The following is a 20,271-nucleotide window of genomic DNA, read 5'->3' as shown; positions in this document are numbered from 1 at the left end:
CCGTCAGCCGTCGGCCGTCAGCCGTCAGCCGTCAAGCGGCTTCTGCCACTCCGACCCGCCCAGCGGGTGGTCGTACCTCGGACGCCCCGCCGACCCGCTCGTACGGAACGGCTTTCCGTTGTCGTCCAGGCGGAGCGTGCCGTGCCGCTCGCCGCTGGACCACTCCAGCTCCAGATACCAGCTGACGTCCTGGGTCTTCGCACTGGCGGAGATGTAGAAGACCTCGGGATCCGACTCGCTGACCTTGTACGGGAAGTCCCGCTGGCCCGCCTTCGGTACGGAACTGGGCCGCCCCGCGTCCAGGTTGACGCTGAAGGACTTCGTGGACACGTTGCCCCCGCAGCCGACGCCCATCGCGTAGTCGTTCCAGGCGAGCGGGGCGTCCCTCTTCACGATCTTCACGCGCAGCGCCTGGAGGACGACCGTGTCACTGCTCGTGCCCTGCACGGTCAGTTCGATGAACTGACCGTCGCTCGCGACCCCGCCGAGCGCGGCGACCCAGCCCGGCGCGTCCTGCTCGGTGGGTGGCGGGGGGATCTCCTCCGGCGGGCTGTCGATCAGGTAGTGCTGACTGCACGGGTCCTCGAAGGCGTACGGCCGGGTGGCCACCGTCACCGGCACCGCGCCACCGTCGGTCCGGCCGGGAGCCGTGGACTCCGTACCCGCGCCGGGGGCAGCGGGCGGGCTCTTGCTTCCGGAGGGTGCGACAGGAGGAGAGGCGGACGGCGATTCCTTGCCCTTGTCCTTGTCCTTGCCGTCCGACGAGGCGGAGGGCGACGCGCTCTCCCCCGGCTCCCGGGCCGGAGCCTCCGACACCTGTGTGGCGGCGGCACCGTCGTCGGTCGACCTGCCGACCCCGCTGCCGTAGGCGATGGCGGGAACGGCGACCGCCACGACCGCCACGGCGGCGAGAAGAAGACGCAGGCGTTTGGTACGGGGGAGGCGGGCGACACGGGACCCGGCGACGGGCTCCGACTCGGGTCGCAGCTCCGGCGCGGGCTCCGGTTCCGATCCCGATTCCGGCCCCGATTCCGGCCCCGGTTCCGGCTCGCGCTCCGGGGCAGCCTCAGCCGGGGTCTCGGGCGCGCCCGCAGCGTCACCGTCGCCGTCACCCCCCAAGCCGGACGCCGCCGACACGGGCGCCCCCGAGACCGACGTCCCCGAAACCGGCGGCGCCGACCGCGCCCGCCGTCTCGCCTCGTCCGCGAGGATCCACCGCCGGTGCAGCTCGACCAGTTCCTCGGCGTTCGCCCCGCACAACCGCGCGAGCCGCTCCACCGACGCGTAATCGGTCGGCACGGCGTCGCCGTTGCAGTAGCGGTGCAGCGTGGACGTACTGACGTGGAGCTTCCCGGCGAGAACGCCGTAACTGCGTCCCGAGCGGTCCTTCAGCCCCCTCAGCAGTTCCGCGAAAGCCTCGGCCTCGGTCGTCGCCACTCGCTGTTCCCCCTCCTCGTTCCTGCCGGTCCGTCCCAGGAACGCGTTCCAGGGAAACCACATCTCCCCAGGTCAGGTGCGCGTGAGCGTTCCAGCTTCCCCCATTCTCCCCTGCCGATTGCGGCCGCTTCCGGCGGCCCCGCAAGGTGAGTGCAGCACCAGCCGAACGGGGAGCAGCAATCAGAACCCGATTCCGTATCAGCCTGGTTGACGCGTTGGCAGTCGTCGTGCTGATCGCCTCCGTAGCGGTCGTGCTCACGATCATCAACCGCAACTGACCGCACCAACCACACCGACCGCACCACTCACACCGCATCGAAACGGGGAGCTCAATCCTTATGCGTACGATCCGTCACCGCGCCGCCGCCGTCGCCGCCTCCGCTCTCGTCGCCGGCCTCGCCCTCACCGCCTGCGGGACCGGCGATTCCTCCGCCGAGAAGGACTTCGGAGCGGCCGGCGCGTCCGTCAGCACGCCGCCGCCGGCCGAGCAGCAGTCGCAGGGGGACGAGAAGCAGCAGACGCCCGCCGACCGGATCAGCAGCGAAGCCAACGCCGCGCCCAAGACCAACTCCGGCGCTGACTCTGGCGCTGAATCCGGCACCAACTCCGGCACGGGCACCAGCACTCACTCCGGCACCGGCACCGGCACCGGCAACACCACGGGCAACAGCAAGAGCGGCACCACCAAGTACACCGCCTGCACCGGCGACAACACCAAGGTCAAGATCACCCGGGTGAACCGCCCGATCAACCACCTGCTCCTGACGGTCACCAACACCGGCAACAAGAACTGCGACGCCTACTACGCCCCCGCCCTCCGCTTCGACGAAGCCCAGGCCCCCACGCAGGTCATCGAGGACAGCAAGCCGCAGGCCGTCGTCACCCTCGCCCCGGGCGAGTCCGCCTACGCCTCGATCCCCCTGGGCGGCGACGGAGCCCCGGACATCCCGGCGAACGAGCTGACCGTCTACTTCACGGGGCGCGCCAACCAGGGCTCGGTGGGCTCCCCCTCCGCCCCGCTCACGCTCCCCTCGGGGACGAAGATCTCCGACAGCACGTCCGTGACGTACTGGCAGCGGGAGATGGCGGACGCCCTCACCTGGTGAAGCCCCGCACCGAGTAGCACCGCGAACCTGATCGGGGCCCCGGCTGAACAACAGCCGGGGCCCCGATCACGTCGCGACCGTACCCCGCGACAGCGTTCCGGCGTTCCGGCGTCAGAGCTTCCGCGCGACCTCCGTCGCCCAGTACGTCAGGATCATGTTCGCGCCCGCGCGCTTGACGCCGGTCAGGGTCTCCAGAATCGCCGCGTCGCGGTCGAGCCAGCCCTTCTCCGCCGCCGCCTCGACCATCGCGTACTCCCCGGAGATCTGGTACGCCGCGACCGGCACGTCCACCTCCGCCGCGATACGCGCCAGGATGTCGAGATACGGCAGCGCCGGCTTGACCATCACCATGTCGGCGCCCTCTTCGAGGTCGAGCGCCAGCTCGCGCAGGGACTCCCGGGCGTTGGCCGGGTCCTGCTGGTAGGTCTTGCGGTCGCCCTTGAGCGAGGAGCCGACGGCCTCCCGGAACGGGCCGTAGAACGCCGACGAGTACTTCGCGGTGTACGCGAGGATCGACACGTCGTCCCTGCCGATGGAGTCGAGCGCGTCGCGTGCGACGCCGACCTGGCCGTCCATCATGCCGCTGGCGCCCACCACATGGGCGCCCGCGTCGGCCTGGACCTGGGCCATCTCGGCATACCGCTCCAGGGTCGCGTCGTTGTCGACCCGCCCCTGGCCGTCCAGCACCCCGCAGTGGCCGTGGTCGGTGAACTCGTCCAGGCACAGGTCGGACATGACGATCAGGTCGTCGCCGACCTCTTCCCGCACGGCGCGGATCGCGGCCTGGAGGATCCCGTCCGGGTCCGTGCCCGCCGTACCCGTCGCGTCCTTCTTGTCCTCCTCGGGGACACCGAAGAGCATGATCCCGGAGACACCGGCGGAGGCCGCCTCCACCGCGGTCTTGCGGATCGTGTCCAGCGAGTGCTGGACGACGCCGGGCATCGCGGAGATGGGAACGGGCCGGCTGATGCCCTCGCGTACGAACGCGGGAAGGATGAGATCCGCCGGGTGCAGCCGGGTCTCGGCCACCATCCGTCGCATCACCGGGTTCACCCGCAGCCGCCGGGGCCGCGAGCCGGGGAAGGATCCGTGCACAGTCATCGTCAGTCGCCTCTTGGGTCTGCTGCTTCGTCGGGGCCCGGCCGACCGTCGGACCACCTTCGACCATAAACCCGGCATCCCCGCCTGTTTACCGACACCGCGACCGGGAAACGGGCCCGGGAGCCGACGGCGGAGACGAGGCCGGAAACGACCGTGGGGCCCGGCCACCCAGGCCCGGCCCCACAGATCGGTTCATCCCCCACACATCGGGTCAGGGGTATACGCCCGGCGGTCAGGTCGTACGGCGCCTGCGGCTGCCCGGCCGGCGCTCGCTCGGCCGCGTGACCGTTTCGCCTGCCTCCTTCGCCGCCTCGCGGCGCTGCGTGCCGAACGCGGCGAGCGCCTCGGCCAGCTTGTGCACCGACGGCTCCGGCGACAGGACGTCGACGCGCAGCCCGTGCTCCTCGGCGGTCTTCGCCGTCGCGGGGCCGATACACGCGATCACCGTCACGTTGTGCGGCTTGCCCGCGATACCGACCAGGTTCCGCACGGTCGAGGACGAGGTGAAGAGCACGGCGTCGAAGCCGCCGCCCTTGATCGCCTCGCGGGTCTCGGCCGGCGGCGGCGAGGCGCGCACCGTGCGGTACGCGGTGACGTCGTCGACCTCCCAGCCCAGCTCGATCAGGCCCGCCACCAGCGTCTCGGTGGCGATATCGGCGCGCGGCAGGAACACCCGGTCGATCGGGTCGAAGACCGGGTCGTACGGCGGCCAGTCCTCCAGCAGCCCGGCCGCCGACTGCTCGCCGGACGGCACCAGATCGGGCTTCACCCCGAAGTCCACGAGCGACGCGGCGGTCTGCTCGCCCACCGCGGCGACCTTGATCCCGGCGAAGGCACGGGCGTCGAGCCCGTACTCCTCGAACTTCTCCCGTACCGCCTTCACCGCGTTGACGGAGGTGAACGCGATCCACTCGTAGCGGCCGGTGACCAAGCCCTTGACCGCGCGCTCCATCTGCTGGGGCGTGCGCGGCGGCTCGACCGCGATGGTCGGGACCTCGTGCGGGACCGCGCCGTACGACCTGAGCTGGTCGGAGAGCGACGCGGCCTGCTCCTTCGTCCGCGGGACGAGCACCTTCCAGCCGAACAGGGGCTTGGACTCGAACCACGCGAGCTGGTCGCGCTGCGCGGCGGCACTGCGCTCACCGACCACGGCTATGACGGGCTGGTGTCCCTCCGGGGAGGGCAGCACCTTCGCCTGCTTCAGGATCTGCGCGATGGTGCCGAGCGTGGCGTTCCAGGTGCGCTGACGGGTGGTCGTACCGGCGACGGTGACGGTCATCGGGGTGTCCGGCTTGCGGCCGGCCGCGACCAGCTCACCGGCGGCGGACGCGACCGATTCCAGGGTGGTGGAGACGACGACCGTGCCGTCGCTCACGCCCACCTCGGTCCAGCACCGCTCGCTGGCCGTCCTGGCGTCCACGAGCCGTACGTCCGTACCCTGCGCATCCCGCAGCGGTACCCCGGCGTACGCCGGCACACCGACCGCGGCGGCGATGCCGGGGACGACCTCGAAGGGGATGCCCGCGGTGGCACAGGCGAGCATCTCCGTGCCCGCGTCGCCGTCCAGCCCCGGGTCACCGGAGACCGCACGCACGACCCGCTTGCCGCCCCGCGCGGCCTCCATGACAAGATTGGCCGCATCCCGGATCGCGGGGATCCCGGCGGCTGCTGACACATCGTCAACAACCGTCAGCGCTGGGGTGTGCACACCCGCCCTGGCATGGCTGCGTACGACTTCGAGCACATCAGGCTCGGCAATCAGTACATCCGCCCCCGCGAGCGCCTCGACGGCGCGGAGTGTCAGCAGACCCGGATCTCCGGGTCCGGCACCGAGGAAGGTGACGTGCCCCGATGCGGAGCAGGCTGGAAGGTCAGAGGTGGTGGGGCTCAAAGTGCTCGCTCCCCCATAAGACCGGCCGCACCCTTGGCGAGCATCTCGGACGCGAGTTCGCGACCGAGCGCGATGGCGTCGCCGTGCGACGTGGGTACGGGACCGGTGGTGGACAGCTGCACCAGCGTCGAGCCGTCGGTCGTGCCGACGACGCCGCGCAGGCGCATTTCGTTGACAACCTGTCCGTCGGCCAGCAGGTCGGCCAACGCACCCACGGGTGCGCTGCAGCCGGCCTCCAGGGCGGCGAGCAGGGAACGCTCGGCGGTCACGGCGGCCCGGGTGTACGGGTCGTCGAGCTCGGCGAGCACTGCGGCGAGGTCCACGTTGACCGCGGCGCACTCGACAGCAAGGGCCCCCTGGCCGGGGGCGGGCAGGACCGTGTCGACCGACAGGAACTCGGTCACCTCGTCGATCCGGCCGATGCGGTGAAGCCCGGCGGCGGCGAGCACGACCGCGTCGAGCTCCCCTCCGCTGACATAGCCGATCCGGGTGTCGATGTTCCCGCGGATCGGTACGGTTTCGATGGTGCGGCCGTGGTTGCGCGCGTACGCGTTGAGCTGCGCCATCCGGCGCGGCGACCCCGTACCGACCCGGGCGCCCGCGGGCAGCTCCCCGAAGGTCAGCCCGTCGCGCGCGATCAGCACGTCCCGGGGGTCCTCGCGACGCGGCACGGCCGCCAGCGTCAGATCGTCGGGCTGGGTCGTCGGCAGATCCTTGAGGGAGTGCACGGCGAAGTCGACCTCGCCCGCCAGCAGCGCGTCGCGCAGCGCGGTGACGAAGACGCCCGTGCCGCCGATCTGCGCGAGATGCTCGCGGGAGGTGTCGCCGTACGTGGTGATCTCGACCAGCTCCACCGGCCGCCCGGTCAGCTCCCGCACGGCGTCCGCCACCTGGCCGGACTGCGCCATGGCGAGCTTGCTGCGCCTGGTTCCGAGCCTCAGCGGCTTCTCGGGCCTCAGTGCCTTCTCGGTCATACTCGCCCTCTGCCTACACCGTCGGTGTCATTCAGGTCGGCCCGGCTGACGGCGGCGACCGTCTGCGGGTCGAGGTCGAAGAGTTCACGCAGCGCGTCCGCGTACCCGGCACCGCCGGGCTCGCCTGCCAGCTGCTTGACCCGCACGGTGGGCGCGTGCAGGAGTTTGTCGACGACGCGGCGCACGGTCCTGGTGATCTCGGCGCGCTGCTTGTCGTCAAGCCCGGGGAGCCTGCCTTCGAGGCGCGCGACCTCGCTGCTCACCACATCGGCGGCCATGGCGCGCAGCGCGACCACGGTCGGTGTGATGTGAGCGGCGCGCTGGGCGGCGCCGAAGGCCGCGACCTCGTCGGAGACGATGGCGCGCACCTGATCGACGTCGGCGGCCATGGGGGCGTCGGCGGACGCCTCGGCCAGCGACTCGATGTCCACGAACCGGACCCCGCCGAGGCGGTGCACGGCGGCGTCGATGTCCCGGGGCATGGCGAGGTCGAGCAGGTCCAGCCGGCTCGTACGGCTGTGCACCGCCGCCTCGACGGCGTCGGCGGTCAGCACCAGTCCGGTCGCGCCCGTGCAGGACACGACGACATCGGCGCGCGGCAGCTCGTCGGCGAGGGCGTTCATGTCGACGGCGCGCGCGAGGACGCCGGTGGAGCCGGGCTCGGTCAGGATCTGTACGAGCCGGTCGGCGCGCGCGGCCGTGCGGTTGGCGATGACGATCTCGTCGACGCCGATCCGCGCGAGTGTCGCGGCGGCCAGCGAGGACATCGAGCCCGCGCCGATCACCAGCGCGCGCTTCTTCTTGGCCCAGGCGTCCACGGCGCCGCCGGCGGCGAGCTGCTCCAGTCCGAAGGTGACGAGCGACTGCCCGGCCCGGTCGATCCCGGTCTCGCTGTGGGCGCGCTTGCCGACCCGCAGGGCCTGCTGGAAGAGGTCGTTGAGCAGCCGGCCCGCGGTGTGCAGCTCCTGCCCCAGCGCCAGCGCGTCCTTGATCTGGCCGAGGATCTGGCCCTCGCCGACGACCATCGAGTCCAGCCCGCAGGCCACCGAGAAGAGATGGTGGACGGCCCGGTCCTCGTAGTGCACATAGAGATACGGGGTGAGCTCCTCCAGACCGACGCCGCTGTGCTGGGCGAGGAGCGTGGACAGCTCGGCGACCCCGGCGTGGAACTTGTCGACGTCGGCGTACAGCTCTATGCGGTTGCACGTGGCGAGGACCGCGGCCTCGGTCGCGGGCTCCGCGGCCAGCGAGTCCTGCAACAGCTTGATCTGTGTGTCGGTGGCAAGGGACGCCCGCTCCAGCACACTCACCGGTGCGCTGCGGTGGCTCACTCCGACGACCAGGAGACTCATGCCGGCATCACCGCGGGGACGTCCCCGTCGGGTCCCTTCCGGCCCGCGGCGGCGCTGTCCGCCTCCGGCGCGTCCACGTCCACGTCCGCGGCGCCCGGCGCGCTCCCGCGCCCGGGGGCCGGCTCCGCTTCCGCGGCGGCCCCCTCGCCGGCCTTGCGCTGCTCGTGGAAGGCGAGGATCTGGAGCTCGATGGAGAGGTCGACCTTGCGTACGTCCACCCCGTCCGGCACGGAGAGCACCGTCGGCGCGAAGTTGAGGATCGAGGTCACACCGGCGGCGACCAGCCGCTCGCAGACCTGCTGGGCGGCGCCCGCGGGGGTCGCGATGACCCCGATCGAGACGCCGTTGTCGGTGATGATCTTCTCCAGCTCGTCCGTGTGCTGGACCGGCATCCCGGCGACCGGCTTGCCCGCCATCGCGGGATCGGCGTCTATGAGCGCGGCCACCCGGAACCCACGGGAGGCGAACCCGCCGTAGTTGGCGAGCGCGGCGCCGAGGTTACCGATACCGACGATGACGACCGGCCAGTCCTGCGTCAGCCCCAGCTCACGGGAGATCTGGTAGACGAGGTACTCGACGTCGTAGCCCACACCCCGCGTCCCGTAGGAGCCGAGATAGGAGAAGTCCTTCCGCAGCTTGGCGGAGTTGACCCCGGCCGCGGTCGCGAGCTCTTCGGAGGAGACCGTGGGTACGGAACGCTCGGACAGAGCGGTCAGCGCCCGCAGATACAGCGGAAGCCTGGCGACGGTGGCCTCGGGGATTCCTCGGCTACGGGTCGCCGGTCGGTGAGTTCGGCCAGTTGCCACGGTGCTCCTGCGGGATGAGCGAGGCTGCAGGCGGTCGTATGTCCCTGGACCGCCCCGTCGAATGCAGGTTATGTCTTTGTGAACGCGTGCACAAAGATTGTGTCCGCTTTGTCCGAGCAAAGTGACCGGGGTCACGCGCGTCGATCCCACGACAGTGGAACCGGGGACCGCGTCAACCCGTTGCACACACGAAGGGGGCAAAACCGCACACACTCCTTACGAATACGCCCCCGAGACCGCTCCCCCTGTCCTCCCGGGACCGATCCCCGGACGCCCGGCGACACCTCGGGACCACCCTCGCGGCCCGGAGCGTGATCACCAGAGAAAACCCAGCAAAGCGCCCACGATGGTAACCGTCTTTCCCTTCAGCCCCCCAGTTCCCGGCGGAGGCGATCGGCGTCCACCCGCCAGAATGTGTGCTGCTCCCCGTCCACCAGGACCACCGGAATCTGCTCCCAGTACGCGCGATGCAGCGCCTCGTCTTGCGTAATATCCTTTTCCTCCCATGATGCCCCGGTCTCCGCGCACACCTTTTCGATCACGGCGCGGGCATCGTCACAGAGATGGCATCCCGGCTTCGAGACAAGCGTCACCATCCGCTCGCCGGCCTTCTTCTTCGTCGTACGTCGCAGCAGGGGACTCATGCGGCCATTCTCCGCCCGGTCCGTCCGCGGCGGCGCCGGTCGTCCACAGCCGCGACGGGATCGCCCGATCAGCGGATTAACGCACCGGCCGTGGAGAGTTCACCCGGCGGCATCCCCACGCGTCGGGAAGTACCGAACAGACTGGCTATGCTCACGATATGGCCGCACTGGGATGGCTCACCCCCCGTAAGCGCTCCGCCACCGCACGGAGCGTGCTCGCAGGCGAGGCCGCAGCCGAGGCAGGACTGAGGTCCACACAGGAGTCGCACGCCGCGTCGGAGGCCGAGGCCGCCGCCAAGGCCGACGAGGTGCCCGACTTCCCCGTCTTCGGTGACCACCGCGCCGCCGCCTTCTTCGATCTCGACAACACCGTGATGCAGGGCGCCGCGATCTTCCACCTCGGCCGCGGCCTGTACAAGCGGAAGTTCTTCCAGCGCCGCGAACTCGCCCGGTTCGCCTGGCAGCAGACCTGGTTCCGGCTGGCCGGGGTCGAGGACCCCGAGCACATGCAGGACGCCCGCGACAGCGCCCTGTCCATCGTCAAGGGCCACCGGGTCGCCGAGCTGATGTCCATCGGCGAGGAGGTCTACGACGAGTACATGGCCGACCGGATCTGGCCCGGCACCCGCGCGCTCGCCCAGGCCCACCTGGACGCGGGCCAGCAGGTCTGGCTGGTGACGGCCGCGCCCGTCGAGACCGCGACGATCATCGCCCGCCGGCTCGGCCTGACCGGCGCCCTGGGCACCGTCGCCGAATCGGTCGACGGCGTCTACACCGGCAGGCTCGTCGGCGAACCGCTGCACGGCCCCGCGAAGGCCGAGGCCGTCCGCGCCCTGGCCGCCGCCGAGGGCTTCGACCTGGACCGCTGCGCGGCGTACAGCGACTCGCACAACGACATCCCGATGCTCTCGCTGGTCGGACACCCGTACGCCATCAATCCGGACACCAAGCTCCGCAAGCACGCGCGCCGTCTTGACTGGCGGCTGCGCGACTACCGGACCGGCCGCAAGGCGGCCAAGGTCGGCATCCCGGCGGCGGCCGGAGTGGGCGCCCTCGCGGGCGGTACGGCGGCCGCGGTCGCCCTGCACCGCCGTCGCCGCTGACTCACCGCTGACTCAGCGTGGCCGGACCGGCCGCAACGAGCGACACGCCCGGGAGACACGCCGCCGGGCGACAAATCGACACGTACGGCCCCACGGGACTCCCCGCGGGGCCGTACGTACATCCGTCACTCAGGCACAACCCATCACGAGAGCAGGCAGATCTTGACGCAATCCGATCAGTAAATGGTCACGATGTGCGACTAGATACGCCGCTTAGGCGTCATGGAAGCGACGTAATCGATGATTTGAGCAACTGGGTGTAGCACTGCCTGTACGAAGCGTTATTCTCCTCAGACGCATACCGGACCCCACACGTCGCCACGACGAGTGAACGGTCCCGCACTGCACGTGATGGAAGCTCTGCCTCTGGGAGTCCCGTGTACCCACACGTCGGGGTTGACGCCTCGGGCCTGGCTACGCTGCGCGCAACGGTCCTCGACCACTTGCGCGGCTTCGTCCCCACCGCGTACGCCGTCCCCGCCCTCGCCGCACCGGCCCCTGCCGTGAGCGGCCCTATCGGTCCTTGTTATGCCCTGGCGAGCGGTGGTGCGGCGGTCGGCAGACGGGGGGGTCGAAGCAGCGCCGCCGCCTCGACCACCGCCCGTCGGCCCAGCGCCGACAGCGACAGCGCCCGCATGATGGAACTCGTCGAGCGCGCCCAGGCCGGTGAGGCCGAGGCCTTCGGCCGGCTGTACGACCAGTACAGCGACACCGTCTACCGCTATATCTACTACCGCGTGGGCGGGAAGGCGACCGCGGAGGATCTCACCAGCGAGACGTTCCTGCGCGCCCTGCGCCGCATCTCCACCTTCACCTGGCAGGGGCGCGACTTCGGCGCCTGGCTGGTCACGATCGCCCGGAACCTGGTCGCGGACCATTTCAAATCGAGCCGTTTCCGGCTCGAAGTGACCACGGGCGAAATGCTCGACGCCAACGAGGTGGAGCGCAGCCCGGAGGACTCCGTCCTGGAGTCGCTCTCGAACGCGGCACTGCTCGAAGCCGTACGCAAGCTCAACCCGCAGCAGCAGGAGTGCGTCACACTGCGCTTCCTGCAAGGTCTCTCGGTCGCCGAGACGGCCCGCGTCATGGGCAAGAACGAAGGAGCGATCAAAACCTTGCAGTACCGAGCCGTACGAACGCTGGCCCGGCTGCTGCCCGAAGACGCCCGCTGACCCCACGACCGACCGCCGCTGTCCCCGGCCGTCCCCCCACCCTCCTCCAGCCGGCCGTCCCCTCTCTGCCCACCCCCACCCCGGACCCAACTCACCGTCGGTGACGCCTTGGTGACGCGCTGGTCCGATCATCCTTCGCGCGTAACCCATGTGCCGCGACGCTCGTTGTGCGAGATGCAGGCTCCCTGCGGTCACGCCATGCCCGCAGCCACTCACTCAATCGTGTGGATGTGCTCAAGGCGTGCAACCTTCCGGACCCCCAGGGGAGTCGATCGTCATGACGAGAGGAGGTGCCGCCAGTGATCGCGAACGTTTCGGCACACCGGCGGGCGAACGCCTTCGCCCAGGCCCTGGAAGACCAGACGGTCCAGGGCGCGGCGGCCGAACAGCCCGCCGAGTCGGCCGAACCGGCCGAACAGGGGCGGCTGTTGGCCCTGGCGAGTGGTCTCGGTGAACTGCCGAAACCGACGCTGGACCCCGAGGTCAAAATGGTGCAACGGGCACAGCTCGTGGCAGCCATGGAGGCCATGCTGCTGGAGGACACAGCCGCCGGGGGGGCGACTCCGGGCCCAACGGTGCCGGAGCAGCGCAAGTCCGGACGGGGCGCCCACCGGGCCTCCCGCCTCCGGAGACTGCGCCCCAGATCCCGCTGGTCCAAGGGACTTGCGGCGGGCGGGCTCACAGTCGGTGTGGCGGCGGGCGCCTTCGGCGGAGTCGCCGCTGCCAGCTCCGACGCCCTGCCCGGTGACTCGCTGTACGGGCTGAAACGAGGAATGGAGGACTTCAAGCTCAATCTCGCGGACGACGAGTCCGACCGCGGCGAGCTGTATCTCGACCACGCCTCGACCCGGCTCAGCGAGACCCGCCGGCTGATGGAGCGGGGCCGCTCCGGCCGGCTCGACCATGAATCAATGGCCGAGATCCGGCGCACGCTGAGCGGGATGAAGCACGACGTCACCGAGGGCCACCGCCTGCTCCACCAGGCATACGAACGGGACGGCTCGCTCGGCCCGATCGCCACGCTCTCATCGTTCTCCGCCTCGCACCGCCAGGCCTGGAACGGGCTGCGCGAACGGCTGCCCGTACAGCTGACGGACGTCGGCAACGAAGTCAGTTCGGTCTTCGACGCCATAGACGAAGAGGTCGCTCCGCTGCAGTCACTGCTGCCGCGCGCGCCGGAGAAACACGCGGGAGCCACGCACCCCGGCTCCACACCCGACTCCGCCGGCACCGGCCATCCCCATCCGTCGCCCTCGGCACCGAGCGAGGCCGGCGGAAGCGGCTCGCACGCCGGCGAGCGGCCCGACCCGTCGGGACCGGACGCGGACAGCGCGTCCGAGGAGGGCCTGCTCGGCGGCAGCACAGGCGGCCTGCTCGACCCGCCGCAGAGCAGCGTCACCCCGTCCCCGTCCGAGCACCAGGACGGTTCCGACCGTCCCGGACCGGACGTCACGATCCCGCCGCTGCTGCCGGATCTGCTGCCCGGACTCGGCTTCAAGGCCGAGGACGCGGATCAGTGAAACCGGTTCAGTAGAAGCGGATCGGCGAAAGCGGATCAGTTGTGCGTGAGGGGAGGTGCTCCACCGGAGCACCTCCCCTTATGCGCAGAGGGGGTCAGAAGAACACCGACCGCCGCTGCACCAGCAACTTGTAGAGCGTGTGCTGGATCTGCTCGCGAACCTGATCCGTCAGATTGAACATCAGCATCGGATCCTCCGCCGCCTCCGGCGGATAGCCGTCCGTCGGGATCGGCACACCGAACTGGATCGTCCACTTCGTCGGCAACGGCAGCATGCCCAGCGGCCCCAGCCACGGGAACGTCGGCGTGATCGGGAAGTACGGCACCCCCAGCAGCCGCGCCAGCGTCCGCGAGTTGCCGACCATCGGATAGATCTCCTCGGCGCCCACGATCGAGCACGGCACGATCGGCACCCCCGCGCGCAGCGCCGTCGACACGAACCCGCCGCGGCCGAACCGCTGAAGCCTGTACCGGTCGCCGAACGGCTTGCCGAGCCCCTTGAAGCCCTCCGGCATGACCCCGACGACCTCGCCGCGCTGAAGCAGCGTCTCGGCGTCCTCCGCGCACGCCAGGGTGTGCCCGGCCTTCCGCGCCAGCTCGTTGACCACGGGCAGCATGAAGACCAGATCGGCCGCCAGCAGCCGCAGATGCCGGTCCGCGGGATGGTTGTCGCGGACGGCGACCTGCATCATCAGCCCGTCCAGCGGCAGCGTCCCCGAGTGATTGGCGACCACGAGCGCCCCGCCCTCCGACGGGATGTTCTCGATGCCCTTCACCTCGACCCGGAAGTAGTTCTCGTAGAGCGGCCGGATCAGCGACATCAGGACCTGGTCGGTGAGTTCCTTGTCGTACCCGAACTCGTCGATGTCGTACTCGCCGGTGACCCGCCGGCGCAGAAACGCCAGCCCGCCCGCGAGCCGCCGCTCCCAGCCGCCCGCGGGGGCCGGTTCGTGCTCCGGCTCCGGCTCCGGTACGGGCGCCAGCGGTGCCGTGTCGCGTACGGGGGCAGGTCCCGCCCCCGGCCCCTGCGAGCGCTTCGGAGCGCCGTCCTTGGCGTGCTGCCGCCGGCCGCCGGCGGATCCACGCCTCGGCCTCGGTTCATCACCGAAGGGGATGACCTTGGCATCGGCCATGTCAGGTGCGCTCCTTGCTGACGAGAGTGGAGAGCCGGTCGACGGTACGGGCCACCGCCTCGGGCGGCAGCAGCCCGGCGCCCTGGGCGCGCGCGAAGTCCGCGAAGGTCTCCGCGGTCGTGTACCGGGGCACGAAGCCCAGTGTCTCGCGCAGCTGGGCCGTACTGACCACCCGGCCGTGGGTCAGCAGCCTGATCTGTTCCGGTGCGAAGTCCGTCATCCCGACCGTACGCAGAGCCGAGCCGACCCAGGTCACGGCGGGCAGCGGAACCGGCACCGTCGGCCGCCCCAGCCGCCGTGAGCACTGCGAGAGGAGCAGTACGCCCTCGCCGGCGACATTGAAGGTCCCGCTGTTGAGCGTCCCGCGCCGGGGCTCGCCGGAAGCGATCAGCAGGACGTCGACGACATCGTCCTCGTGGACGAACTGGAGTCGCGGGTCATAGCCGAAGACCGTCGGCAGCACGGGCAGCGAGAGATATTCGGCGAGCGGGGTATCCGCCGCGGGCCCCAGGATATTGGCGAACCGCAGCACGCAGACCGCCACATCCGGTCTGCGGCGCGCGAAGCCGCGTACGTATCCCTCGACCTCCACCGCGTCCTTGGCGAAGCCGCCGCTCGGCAGCGATTTGGGCGGCGTGGTCTCGGTGAAGACCGCGGGATCGCGGGGCGCGGAACCGTACACACTGGTACTGGACTTGACCACGAGCCGTTTCACCGTCGGCGATTTCTGGCAGGCGCCGAGCAGCTGCATCGTCCCGATGACGTTGTTCTCCTTGACGGCGGCCCGCCCGCCGGAGCCCAGCGGAGTGCCCGTCACATCCAGATGGACGACGGTGTCGACTCCGTGCTCGGCGAGGATCCGCGCGATCACCGGCTGCCGGATATCCGCGCGGACGAATTCCGCCCCGTCCAACTGATGCGCGGGCGCGACCACGTCCACGGCGATGACCCGGTCGACATCGGAATCACGCTGAACGCGCCGTACGAAACGGCCTCCGAGCTGACGGGCCGCTCCTGTCACGAGCACGACCTTGCCCAAGATCAGCGCCTTCCCCTGAAAGTCTCCGTGGGCGCCACCGTATCGGGTCGGTATCGCGCCATGGTGACCGTACGGCGCGCCACACCATTTCTTGACCGGCAAACGCCGCGGCCCTCCCACCGTGTCGGTGGAAGGGCCGCGAATACACGATCAGCTGCCGCTACTTCTTGTTGCGACGCTGAACGCGGGTGCGCTTGAGCAGCTTGCGGTGCTTCTTCTTGGCCATCCGCTTACGCCGCTTCTTGATAACAGAGCCCACGACTACCCTCGCTCACTTCTCTTCACTCGGTGCGGGGCGTCTGGGCCCACACGACCTACGTCGGCCTAGCCTACCCGCCGCCGAGTGAGGGGCGTAATCCGAGGGACACCCGAGGTGATTCTCCCGGCGCCACGCACCCCGTCGCGACGCTCGCCGCGACGGGGAACGAGCCGTACCGGTCTCGGCATCACGCAGACTCGACCCCCACAAATGACTCGCGGAGGTACTCGTGAACCGCTTGCTCCGGAACCCGGAATGACCTGCCCACCCGGATCGCCGGCAGATGACCGCTGTGCACCAAGCGGTACACGGTCATCTTCGACACTCGCATCACTGAGGCGACTTCCGCCACGGTAAGGAACTTGACCTCGTTGAGAGGCCTCTCGCTGCCAGCAGCCATGACCCACCTGTACCTTCCGCACGCGACGGCCACCGGCTTCCCCTCCGGTAACTCTTCGTCGCTGTGCGCTCACTCACCAGACTAGGGGCGGGTGATGCGAGTGGGGAAGAGGAGCAGCCTTCGGCCGCCTACTGTGACAGACACGCTCGATTGAGTACATAGCGCGTAAGCGGCCGGTAGTAATCAGACCGCACGGCGTCATCGAGGGGAACGGCCACGGACACCCGCCCCTCCGCCTCCCCGACGAACAGCGCGGGGTCGTCCGTATCGGCGAGACCGATGGCCTCAATGCCCAGCTGACCTGCCCCGCAGACCCATCCATGATCGCCCACGACGAGCTCGGGCAGCGGGCCCCCGGACTCCGCCACCCCCTCCAGCGCCACCCGGACCGGGAGGGGTGAATGGGTGTGCGCGCCGGTCTCACGCCCCGCGCGTCGCACTCCGGGATCCCGCATCAGCGCGACTCCCCGTACGTAGTCAAGGTTGTACGTACGTACCCCGAACCGGGTCGTTATGTCGACACATCGCCCCTGCGCGGGGGTGAGGACGAGACATCCCGCCGCCGACAAAGCGTCTGCCAGCTCCCCGTAGAACCCGAGCAGCCGATGCGGATGCCCCGTCCCGAGCAGCACCGGAGCCCTCCGCTCCGCCACGGCGCCCAGCCGGCCGGCGAAGGCGTCCAGCGCGGTCAGCGTCCGCTCGGGGTCGATGACATCGGGGCCCGCCACATGATCGGAATCGGCGGAAACTCCACACTTGTCAGCCATGAGCTTGAGCAAGTCCTGCTCATTCCATGCCCATTCCGGATCGAGTCCGAGCGTCGCCCGTGGATCGCGTGCGGCGAAGAGACGGTAGCTGCGCAGGCTCGCCTCACGCGAGGTGGCCACGGGTCCGGCCAGTCGGGCCGCCAGCAGATGCGCCCGCAGCGCTCCGGTGCTCAACACCCGCCCGATCCTGCCGCTTACGGCACTCCCGCGGGCTGGAACCCCTGATTCACCCCACAGTTGGCGTAACAGGGAACCGTTCCGCCAAGCCGGCTGAGCGCCCGGTGGTCGCTACGCCAGCAGCCCCCGCAGCGGGAACACCGCCTTACGCGTCGCCAGCACCGCCTGGTCCAGCCGGTCCGCCGGATCGTATCCCGCGTCCCACGGCTGCCAGGCCGGCGTCCGCCCGTCCGTCATCCGCCCCGGACCCAGCTGCCGCGTCCGCGCGTACACCTCGTCCTTCCAGGACTCCGGCACCTCCGACAGCGGATCGATCGGCGCGTGCGCGGCGATCGCCACCAGATGGGTCCAGGACCGCGGCACCACATCGACGACCGCGTACCCGCCGCCGCCCAGCGCGATCCACCGCCCGCCGTCCACATACTCGTGCACCAGGTCATGACAGGACGCCTGCACAGCGCGCTGCGCGTCGAGCGACACCGCGAGATGCGCCAGCGGATCCTCGAAATGTGTATCCGCGCCGTGCTGCGTCACCAGCACCTGTGGCCGGAAGTCCGCCAGCAGCTCGGGCACCACCGAGTGGAACGCCCGCAGCCAGCCCTCGTCCCCCGTCCCGGCCGGCAGCGCCACATTCACCGCGCTGCCCTCGCCCGCGCCGCCCCCGGTCTCCTCGGCCCAGCCGGTCTGCGGGAAGAGTGTCCGCGGATGCTCGTGCAGCGACACCGTCAGCACCCGGGGGTCCTCCCAGAACGCCGTCTGGACACCGTCCCCGTGATGCACGTCCACATCGATGTACGCGACCCGCTCCGCGCCCAGCTCCAGGAGCCGCGCGATCGCCAGGGCCGCGTCGTTGTAGATACAGAACCCGGACGCGGCCCCGGGCATCGCGTGGTGCAGCCCGCCCGCGAAGTTCACGGCGTGCGCGGTCTCCCCACGCCACACCGCCTCGGCCGCACCGACCGACTGCCCGGCGATCAGCGCCGACGTCTCATGCATCCCCGCGAAGGCCGGATCGTCCGGCGTGCCGAGGCCGTACGAGCCGTCGGCAGCGCGCGGATCCAGCGAGGCCCGCCGTACCGCGTCCACATACTCCTGCTCATGGACGAGGCGCAGCGTCGAATCCCCGGCGGCCGGCGCGGCCACCACGTCCGCCGCCCGGTCCAGCCCGTACGCCCGCACCAACCCCATGGTCAGCACGAGCCGTACCGGATCCATCGGATGGCTGGGCCCGAAGTCGTATCCCGTTACTGCGTCATCCCACATCAACCGTGCGCGGCCGCTCATGCCCGCCACCGTATCGGTCCCGCTCCGTCCCGAACGAGCGGGCGTACACGAGCGTCACCAAAACCATCACCATCGGTACGAGCATCGCGCCCCGGTGGCTCCACACGTCCCCAAGGGCTCCCACCAGCGGCGATCCGATCAGAAAACCCACGTAGTTGAAGATATTGAGCCGCGCCACGGCCGTGTCACTTGCGGCGGGAAACAGTCGTCCGGCCGCCGCGAAAGTCTGCGGCACGATCACACACAGCCCGAGCCCGAGCATCGTGAACCCGAGGATCCCCATCCAGGCGCCGGGCGCCAGCGCCACCACCGCGAACCCGGCCCCCGCGAGCAGCGACCCGCACCGTACGACGGCCACCGGACCGAACCGGCGCACGCCCAGATCCCCGACGGCACGCCCCAGCAGTGTGGTGACCATATAGGCGTTGTACGGAACGGTCGCCAGCTCCTCCGAGCTCCCGAGGACGTCCTGGAGGTACTTGGCGCTCCAGTTCGACACGGTGGAGTCACCGATGTAGGCGAAGGCCATGACGAGACAGAGGGGCAGGAGCAGCTTGAACGCGACTGGCTTGCTCGCGGCGACCCGGGACTGGTCTCCGTCCACATGCCCGGCTTCGGTGTCGGCATCCACGTCGGTGTCGGCGTCCGCGTCCGCGTACCAACGGCTGCCGATCAGCGCGGCCGGCAACAGCACGGCCACCACCGGGAGATACGACACCAGCAACGACAGATCCCCGTGCGCGCCCACCCAGGCCAGCGAGGCCCCGGCGATCCCACCGAGGCTGTACGCGGCGTGGAAGCCGAGCATGATGCTCCGGCCGTACGCCCGTTGAAGGCTGACCCCGAGCATGTTCATCGACGCGTCCAGCGCCCCGACCGACAGCCCGAACGCCGCCAGGGCGATGCCGAGCTGCCACACTTCGCCACCACCGGCCCCGGCGCCGAGGAGCGCGAGCAGTACGACGGGCTGCGCCCAGCGCAACACCACCCCGGGCCGTACCCGCGCGACCAGCTTCTCGGTGACGACACTGCCGACGCCGGCGAGGACCGGCACGGCGGCGAGGAAGGCGGGGAGGAGCGCGTCGGATATCCCGTACCGGTCCTGGATGGCGGGGATACGCGTCACGAGCAGCGCGAAGGTCACCCCTTGGACGAAGAAACTCAGCGCCAGAGAGAGCCGACCGTGCCGCAAGCGCGCGTCTGTCATGGCCGGACAGCGTAGGACGTTCCTCTACCCATGGGTAGATAAATCCCACAGCCCGTCCCAGGCCCCGTCTCACGGCAGATCCGGGAACGGATCAGGCAAGAAGTCCCGGCAGTTCGGCCATCCTGCTGAAGTAACCGGTGGAGCACGGAAGCTGGTCGGCGGGCGTCATCGCCGTGAAGGCGTACACATCCATACCCGCGGCCCTGGCGGCCCGGACCCCGAGGGGGCTGTCCTCCACAACCGCGCAGCGCTCGGGTGCCACGCCCATGCGCTCGGCGGCATGGAGGAAGAGATCGGGCGCCGGCTTGCCCCGCCCGACGTCCTGCGCGCTGAAGATGACGCTGTCCTCGAACCACCGGTTCAGCCCGGTCTTCCGATGCCCGACGCGGATCCGCTCATGGCTCCCGGAGGAGGCGACACAGTACGACACCCCATCGCCGGCCAGCTTCTCCAGCACCTCGGTCACACCGTCGACGGGCTCCAACTCCCGCTCGAAGGCGGCGAAGACGCGAGCGTGCAAGGTGTCGTCGAAGTCGTCGGGCAGAAGACGACCGGTCCGCTCCTTCACCAGGTCATGGACGCGATGAACAGCGGCACCCATATAGTCCCGCAGGGAGTCCTCGTAGGACGTGGGATGGCCGAGTTCGGTGAGATAGGCGGCCAGGATGGTGTTGGAGAGCGGCTCACTGTCGACAAGGACACCGTCATTGTCGAAGATGATCAGTTCGTAGCGCATATAGGGAGCCTAATCCGAACCCAGAACGCAGAAATGCCCCGCACCAGAGGTGCGGGGCATTCCCACAAAGATTGTTCGGCGGCGTCCTACTCTCCCACAGGGTCCCCCCTGCAGTACCATCGGCGCTGTGAGGCTTAGCTTCCGGGTTCGGAATGTAACCGGGC

19 protein-coding genes and 1 rRNA gene are annotated in these 20,271 nt (G+C 70.0%); 4 read left to right on the top strand and 16 right to left on the bottom strand.

Annotated features, from left to right (window positions below; translation table 11 throughout):
- Positions 1-24: 24 nt before the first annotated feature.
- On the bottom strand, positions 25-1,437 hold the full coding sequence (locus tag ACFRKB_RS06845) for a helix-turn-helix domain-containing protein (protein ID WP_383103939.1): 1,413 nt from the start codon (positions 1,435-1,437) through the stop codon (positions 25-27).
- 338 nt (positions 1,438-1,775) lie between these two features.
- On the opposite strand from ACFRKB_RS06845, the gene ACFRKB_RS06840 reads away from it, so the two are divergent.
- Positions 1,776-2,543, top strand: coding sequence for a DUF4232 domain-containing protein (locus tag ACFRKB_RS06840; protein WP_383103937.1), 768 nt, complete (start codon positions 1,776-1,778; stop codon positions 2,541-2,543).
- A 111-nt stretch (positions 2,544-2,654) separates the two neighbouring features.
- Here ACFRKB_RS06840 and hemB read toward each other — a convergent pair whose 3' ends face one another.
- The 6 genes from hemB to ACFRKB_RS06810 all read right to left on the bottom strand — a co-directional run bounded on the left by hemB (position 2,655) and on the right by ACFRKB_RS06810 (position 9,311).
- The gene (gene hemB / locus ACFRKB_RS06835) at positions 2,655-3,644 is read right to left on the bottom strand and encodes a porphobilinogen synthase (protein ID WP_383103936.1); all 990 of its coding nucleotides are present in this window, start codon (positions 3,642-3,644) and stop codon (positions 2,655-2,657) included.
- A gap of 232 nt (positions 3,645-3,876) precedes the next feature.
- Entirely contained in the window at positions 3,877-5,535 is a 1,659-nt protein-coding gene (locus tag ACFRKB_RS06830; RefSeq protein ID WP_383103934.1) for a bifunctional uroporphyrinogen-III C-methyltransferase/uroporphyrinogen-III synthase, read from the bottom strand.
- Entirely contained in the window at positions 5,532-6,509 is a 978-nt protein-coding gene (gene hemC / locus ACFRKB_RS06825; protein WP_383103932.1) for a hydroxymethylbilane synthase, read from the bottom strand. The genes ACFRKB_RS06830 and hemC overlap by 4 nt, the downstream gene beginning before the upstream one ends.
- Positions 6,506-7,861: a glutamyl-tRNA reductase gene (locus tag ACFRKB_RS06820; protein ID WP_383103930.1), complete on the bottom strand. Its 1,356-nt coding sequence runs from the start codon at positions 7,859-7,861 to the stop codon at positions 6,506-6,508. The genes hemC and ACFRKB_RS06820 overlap by 4 nt, the downstream gene beginning before the upstream one ends.
- On the bottom strand, positions 7,858-8,667 hold the full coding sequence (locus tag ACFRKB_RS06815) for a redox-sensing transcriptional repressor Rex (RefSeq protein ID WP_383103929.1): 810 nt from the start codon (positions 8,665-8,667) through the stop codon (positions 7,858-7,860). The genes ACFRKB_RS06820 and ACFRKB_RS06815 overlap by 4 nt, the downstream gene beginning before the upstream one ends.
- Positions 8,668-9,032: 365 nt before the next feature.
- Positions 9,033-9,311 (bottom strand): glutaredoxin family protein, encoded by a 279-nt coding sequence (locus tag ACFRKB_RS06810; RefSeq protein WP_383103927.1) that lies wholly within the window; start codon positions 9,309-9,311, stop codon positions 9,033-9,035.
- Between the two features lie 158 nt (positions 9,312-9,469).
- On the opposite strand from ACFRKB_RS06810, the gene ACFRKB_RS06805 reads away from it, so the two are divergent.
- The 3 genes from ACFRKB_RS06805 to ACFRKB_RS06795 all read left to right on the top strand — a co-directional run bounded on the left by ACFRKB_RS06805 (position 9,470) and on the right by ACFRKB_RS06795 (position 13,106).
- Positions 9,470-10,414, top strand: a complete 945-nt coding sequence (locus ACFRKB_RS06805) for an HAD family hydrolase (RefSeq protein ID WP_383103925.1) — start codon at positions 9,470-9,472, stop codon at positions 10,412-10,414.
- A gap of 377 nt (positions 10,415-10,791) precedes the next feature.
- On the top strand, positions 10,792-11,586 hold the full coding sequence (locus tag ACFRKB_RS06800) for an ECF subfamily RNA polymerase sigma factor, BldN family (RefSeq protein WP_383103923.1): 795 nt from the start codon (positions 10,792-10,794) through the stop codon (positions 11,584-11,586).
- 299 nt (positions 11,587-11,885) lie between these two features.
- Complete coding sequence (locus ACFRKB_RS06795; RefSeq protein WP_383103921.1) at positions 11,886-13,106, top strand: DUF5667 domain-containing protein; 1,221 nt, start codon at positions 11,886-11,888, stop codon at positions 13,104-13,106.
- Positions 13,107-13,200: 94 nt separating this feature from the next.
- Here the strand turns inward: ACFRKB_RS06795 and ACFRKB_RS06790 are convergent, their stop codons facing one another.
- The 9 genes from ACFRKB_RS06790 to rrf form a co-directional block, all read right to left on the bottom strand.
- Positions 13,201-14,238: a lysophospholipid acyltransferase family protein gene (locus ACFRKB_RS06790; protein WP_383103920.1), complete on the bottom strand. Its 1,038-nt coding sequence runs from the start codon at positions 14,236-14,238 to the stop codon at positions 13,201-13,203.
- Position 14,239: 1 nt separating this feature from the next.
- Positions 14,240-15,277, bottom strand: a complete 1,038-nt coding sequence (locus ACFRKB_RS06785) for an NAD-dependent epimerase/dehydratase family protein (protein ID WP_383103919.1) — start codon at positions 15,275-15,277, stop codon at positions 14,240-14,242.
- Positions 15,278-15,437: 160 nt separating this feature from the next.
- Positions 15,438-15,536, bottom strand: coding sequence for a 30S ribosomal protein bS22 (locus ACFRKB_RS06780; RefSeq protein ID WP_003948845.1), 99 nt, complete (start codon positions 15,534-15,536; stop codon positions 15,438-15,440).
- A gap of 187 nt (positions 15,537-15,723) precedes the next feature.
- Positions 15,724-15,936 carry a helix-turn-helix domain-containing protein gene (locus ACFRKB_RS06775; RefSeq protein ID WP_014046653.1) on the bottom strand — a complete coding sequence of 71 codons (213 nt, stop codon included), beginning with the start codon at positions 15,934-15,936 and terminating at the stop codon, positions 15,724-15,726.
- 128 nt (positions 15,937-16,064) lie between these two features.
- Positions 16,065-16,880, bottom strand: coding sequence for a phosphatase (locus ACFRKB_RS06770; protein WP_383103917.1), 816 nt, complete (start codon positions 16,878-16,880; stop codon positions 16,065-16,067).
- A gap of 111 nt (positions 16,881-16,991) precedes the next feature.
- The gene (locus ACFRKB_RS06765) at positions 16,992-18,164 is read right to left on the bottom strand and encodes an acetoin utilization protein AcuC (RefSeq protein WP_383103916.1); all 1,173 of its coding nucleotides are present in this window, start codon (positions 18,162-18,164) and stop codon (positions 16,992-16,994) included.
- Positions 18,133-19,371, bottom strand: coding sequence for an MFS transporter (locus ACFRKB_RS06760; protein ID WP_383103915.1), 1,239 nt, complete (start codon positions 19,369-19,371; stop codon positions 18,133-18,135). The genes ACFRKB_RS06765 and ACFRKB_RS06760 overlap by 32 nt, the downstream gene beginning before the upstream one ends.
- Positions 19,372-19,462: 91 nt before the next feature.
- Positions 19,463-20,107 (bottom strand): HAD family hydrolase, encoded by a 645-nt coding sequence (locus ACFRKB_RS06755; RefSeq protein ID WP_383103913.1) that lies wholly within the window; start codon positions 20,105-20,107, stop codon positions 19,463-19,465.
- Positions 20,108-20,180: 73 nt separating this feature from the next.
- Positions 20,181-20,271 (bottom strand): 5S ribosomal RNA (rrf, locus tag ACFRKB_RS06750); the annotation flags it as partial.

It is taken from the genome of Streptomyces scopuliridis (assembly GCF_042790125.1).
In the GTDB taxonomy this organism is placed as follows: domain Bacteria; phylum Actinomycetota; class Actinomycetes; order Streptomycetales; family Streptomycetaceae; genus Streptomyces; species Streptomyces scopuliridis_A.
This window is presented reverse-complemented; position numbering and strand designations above follow the sequence as displayed.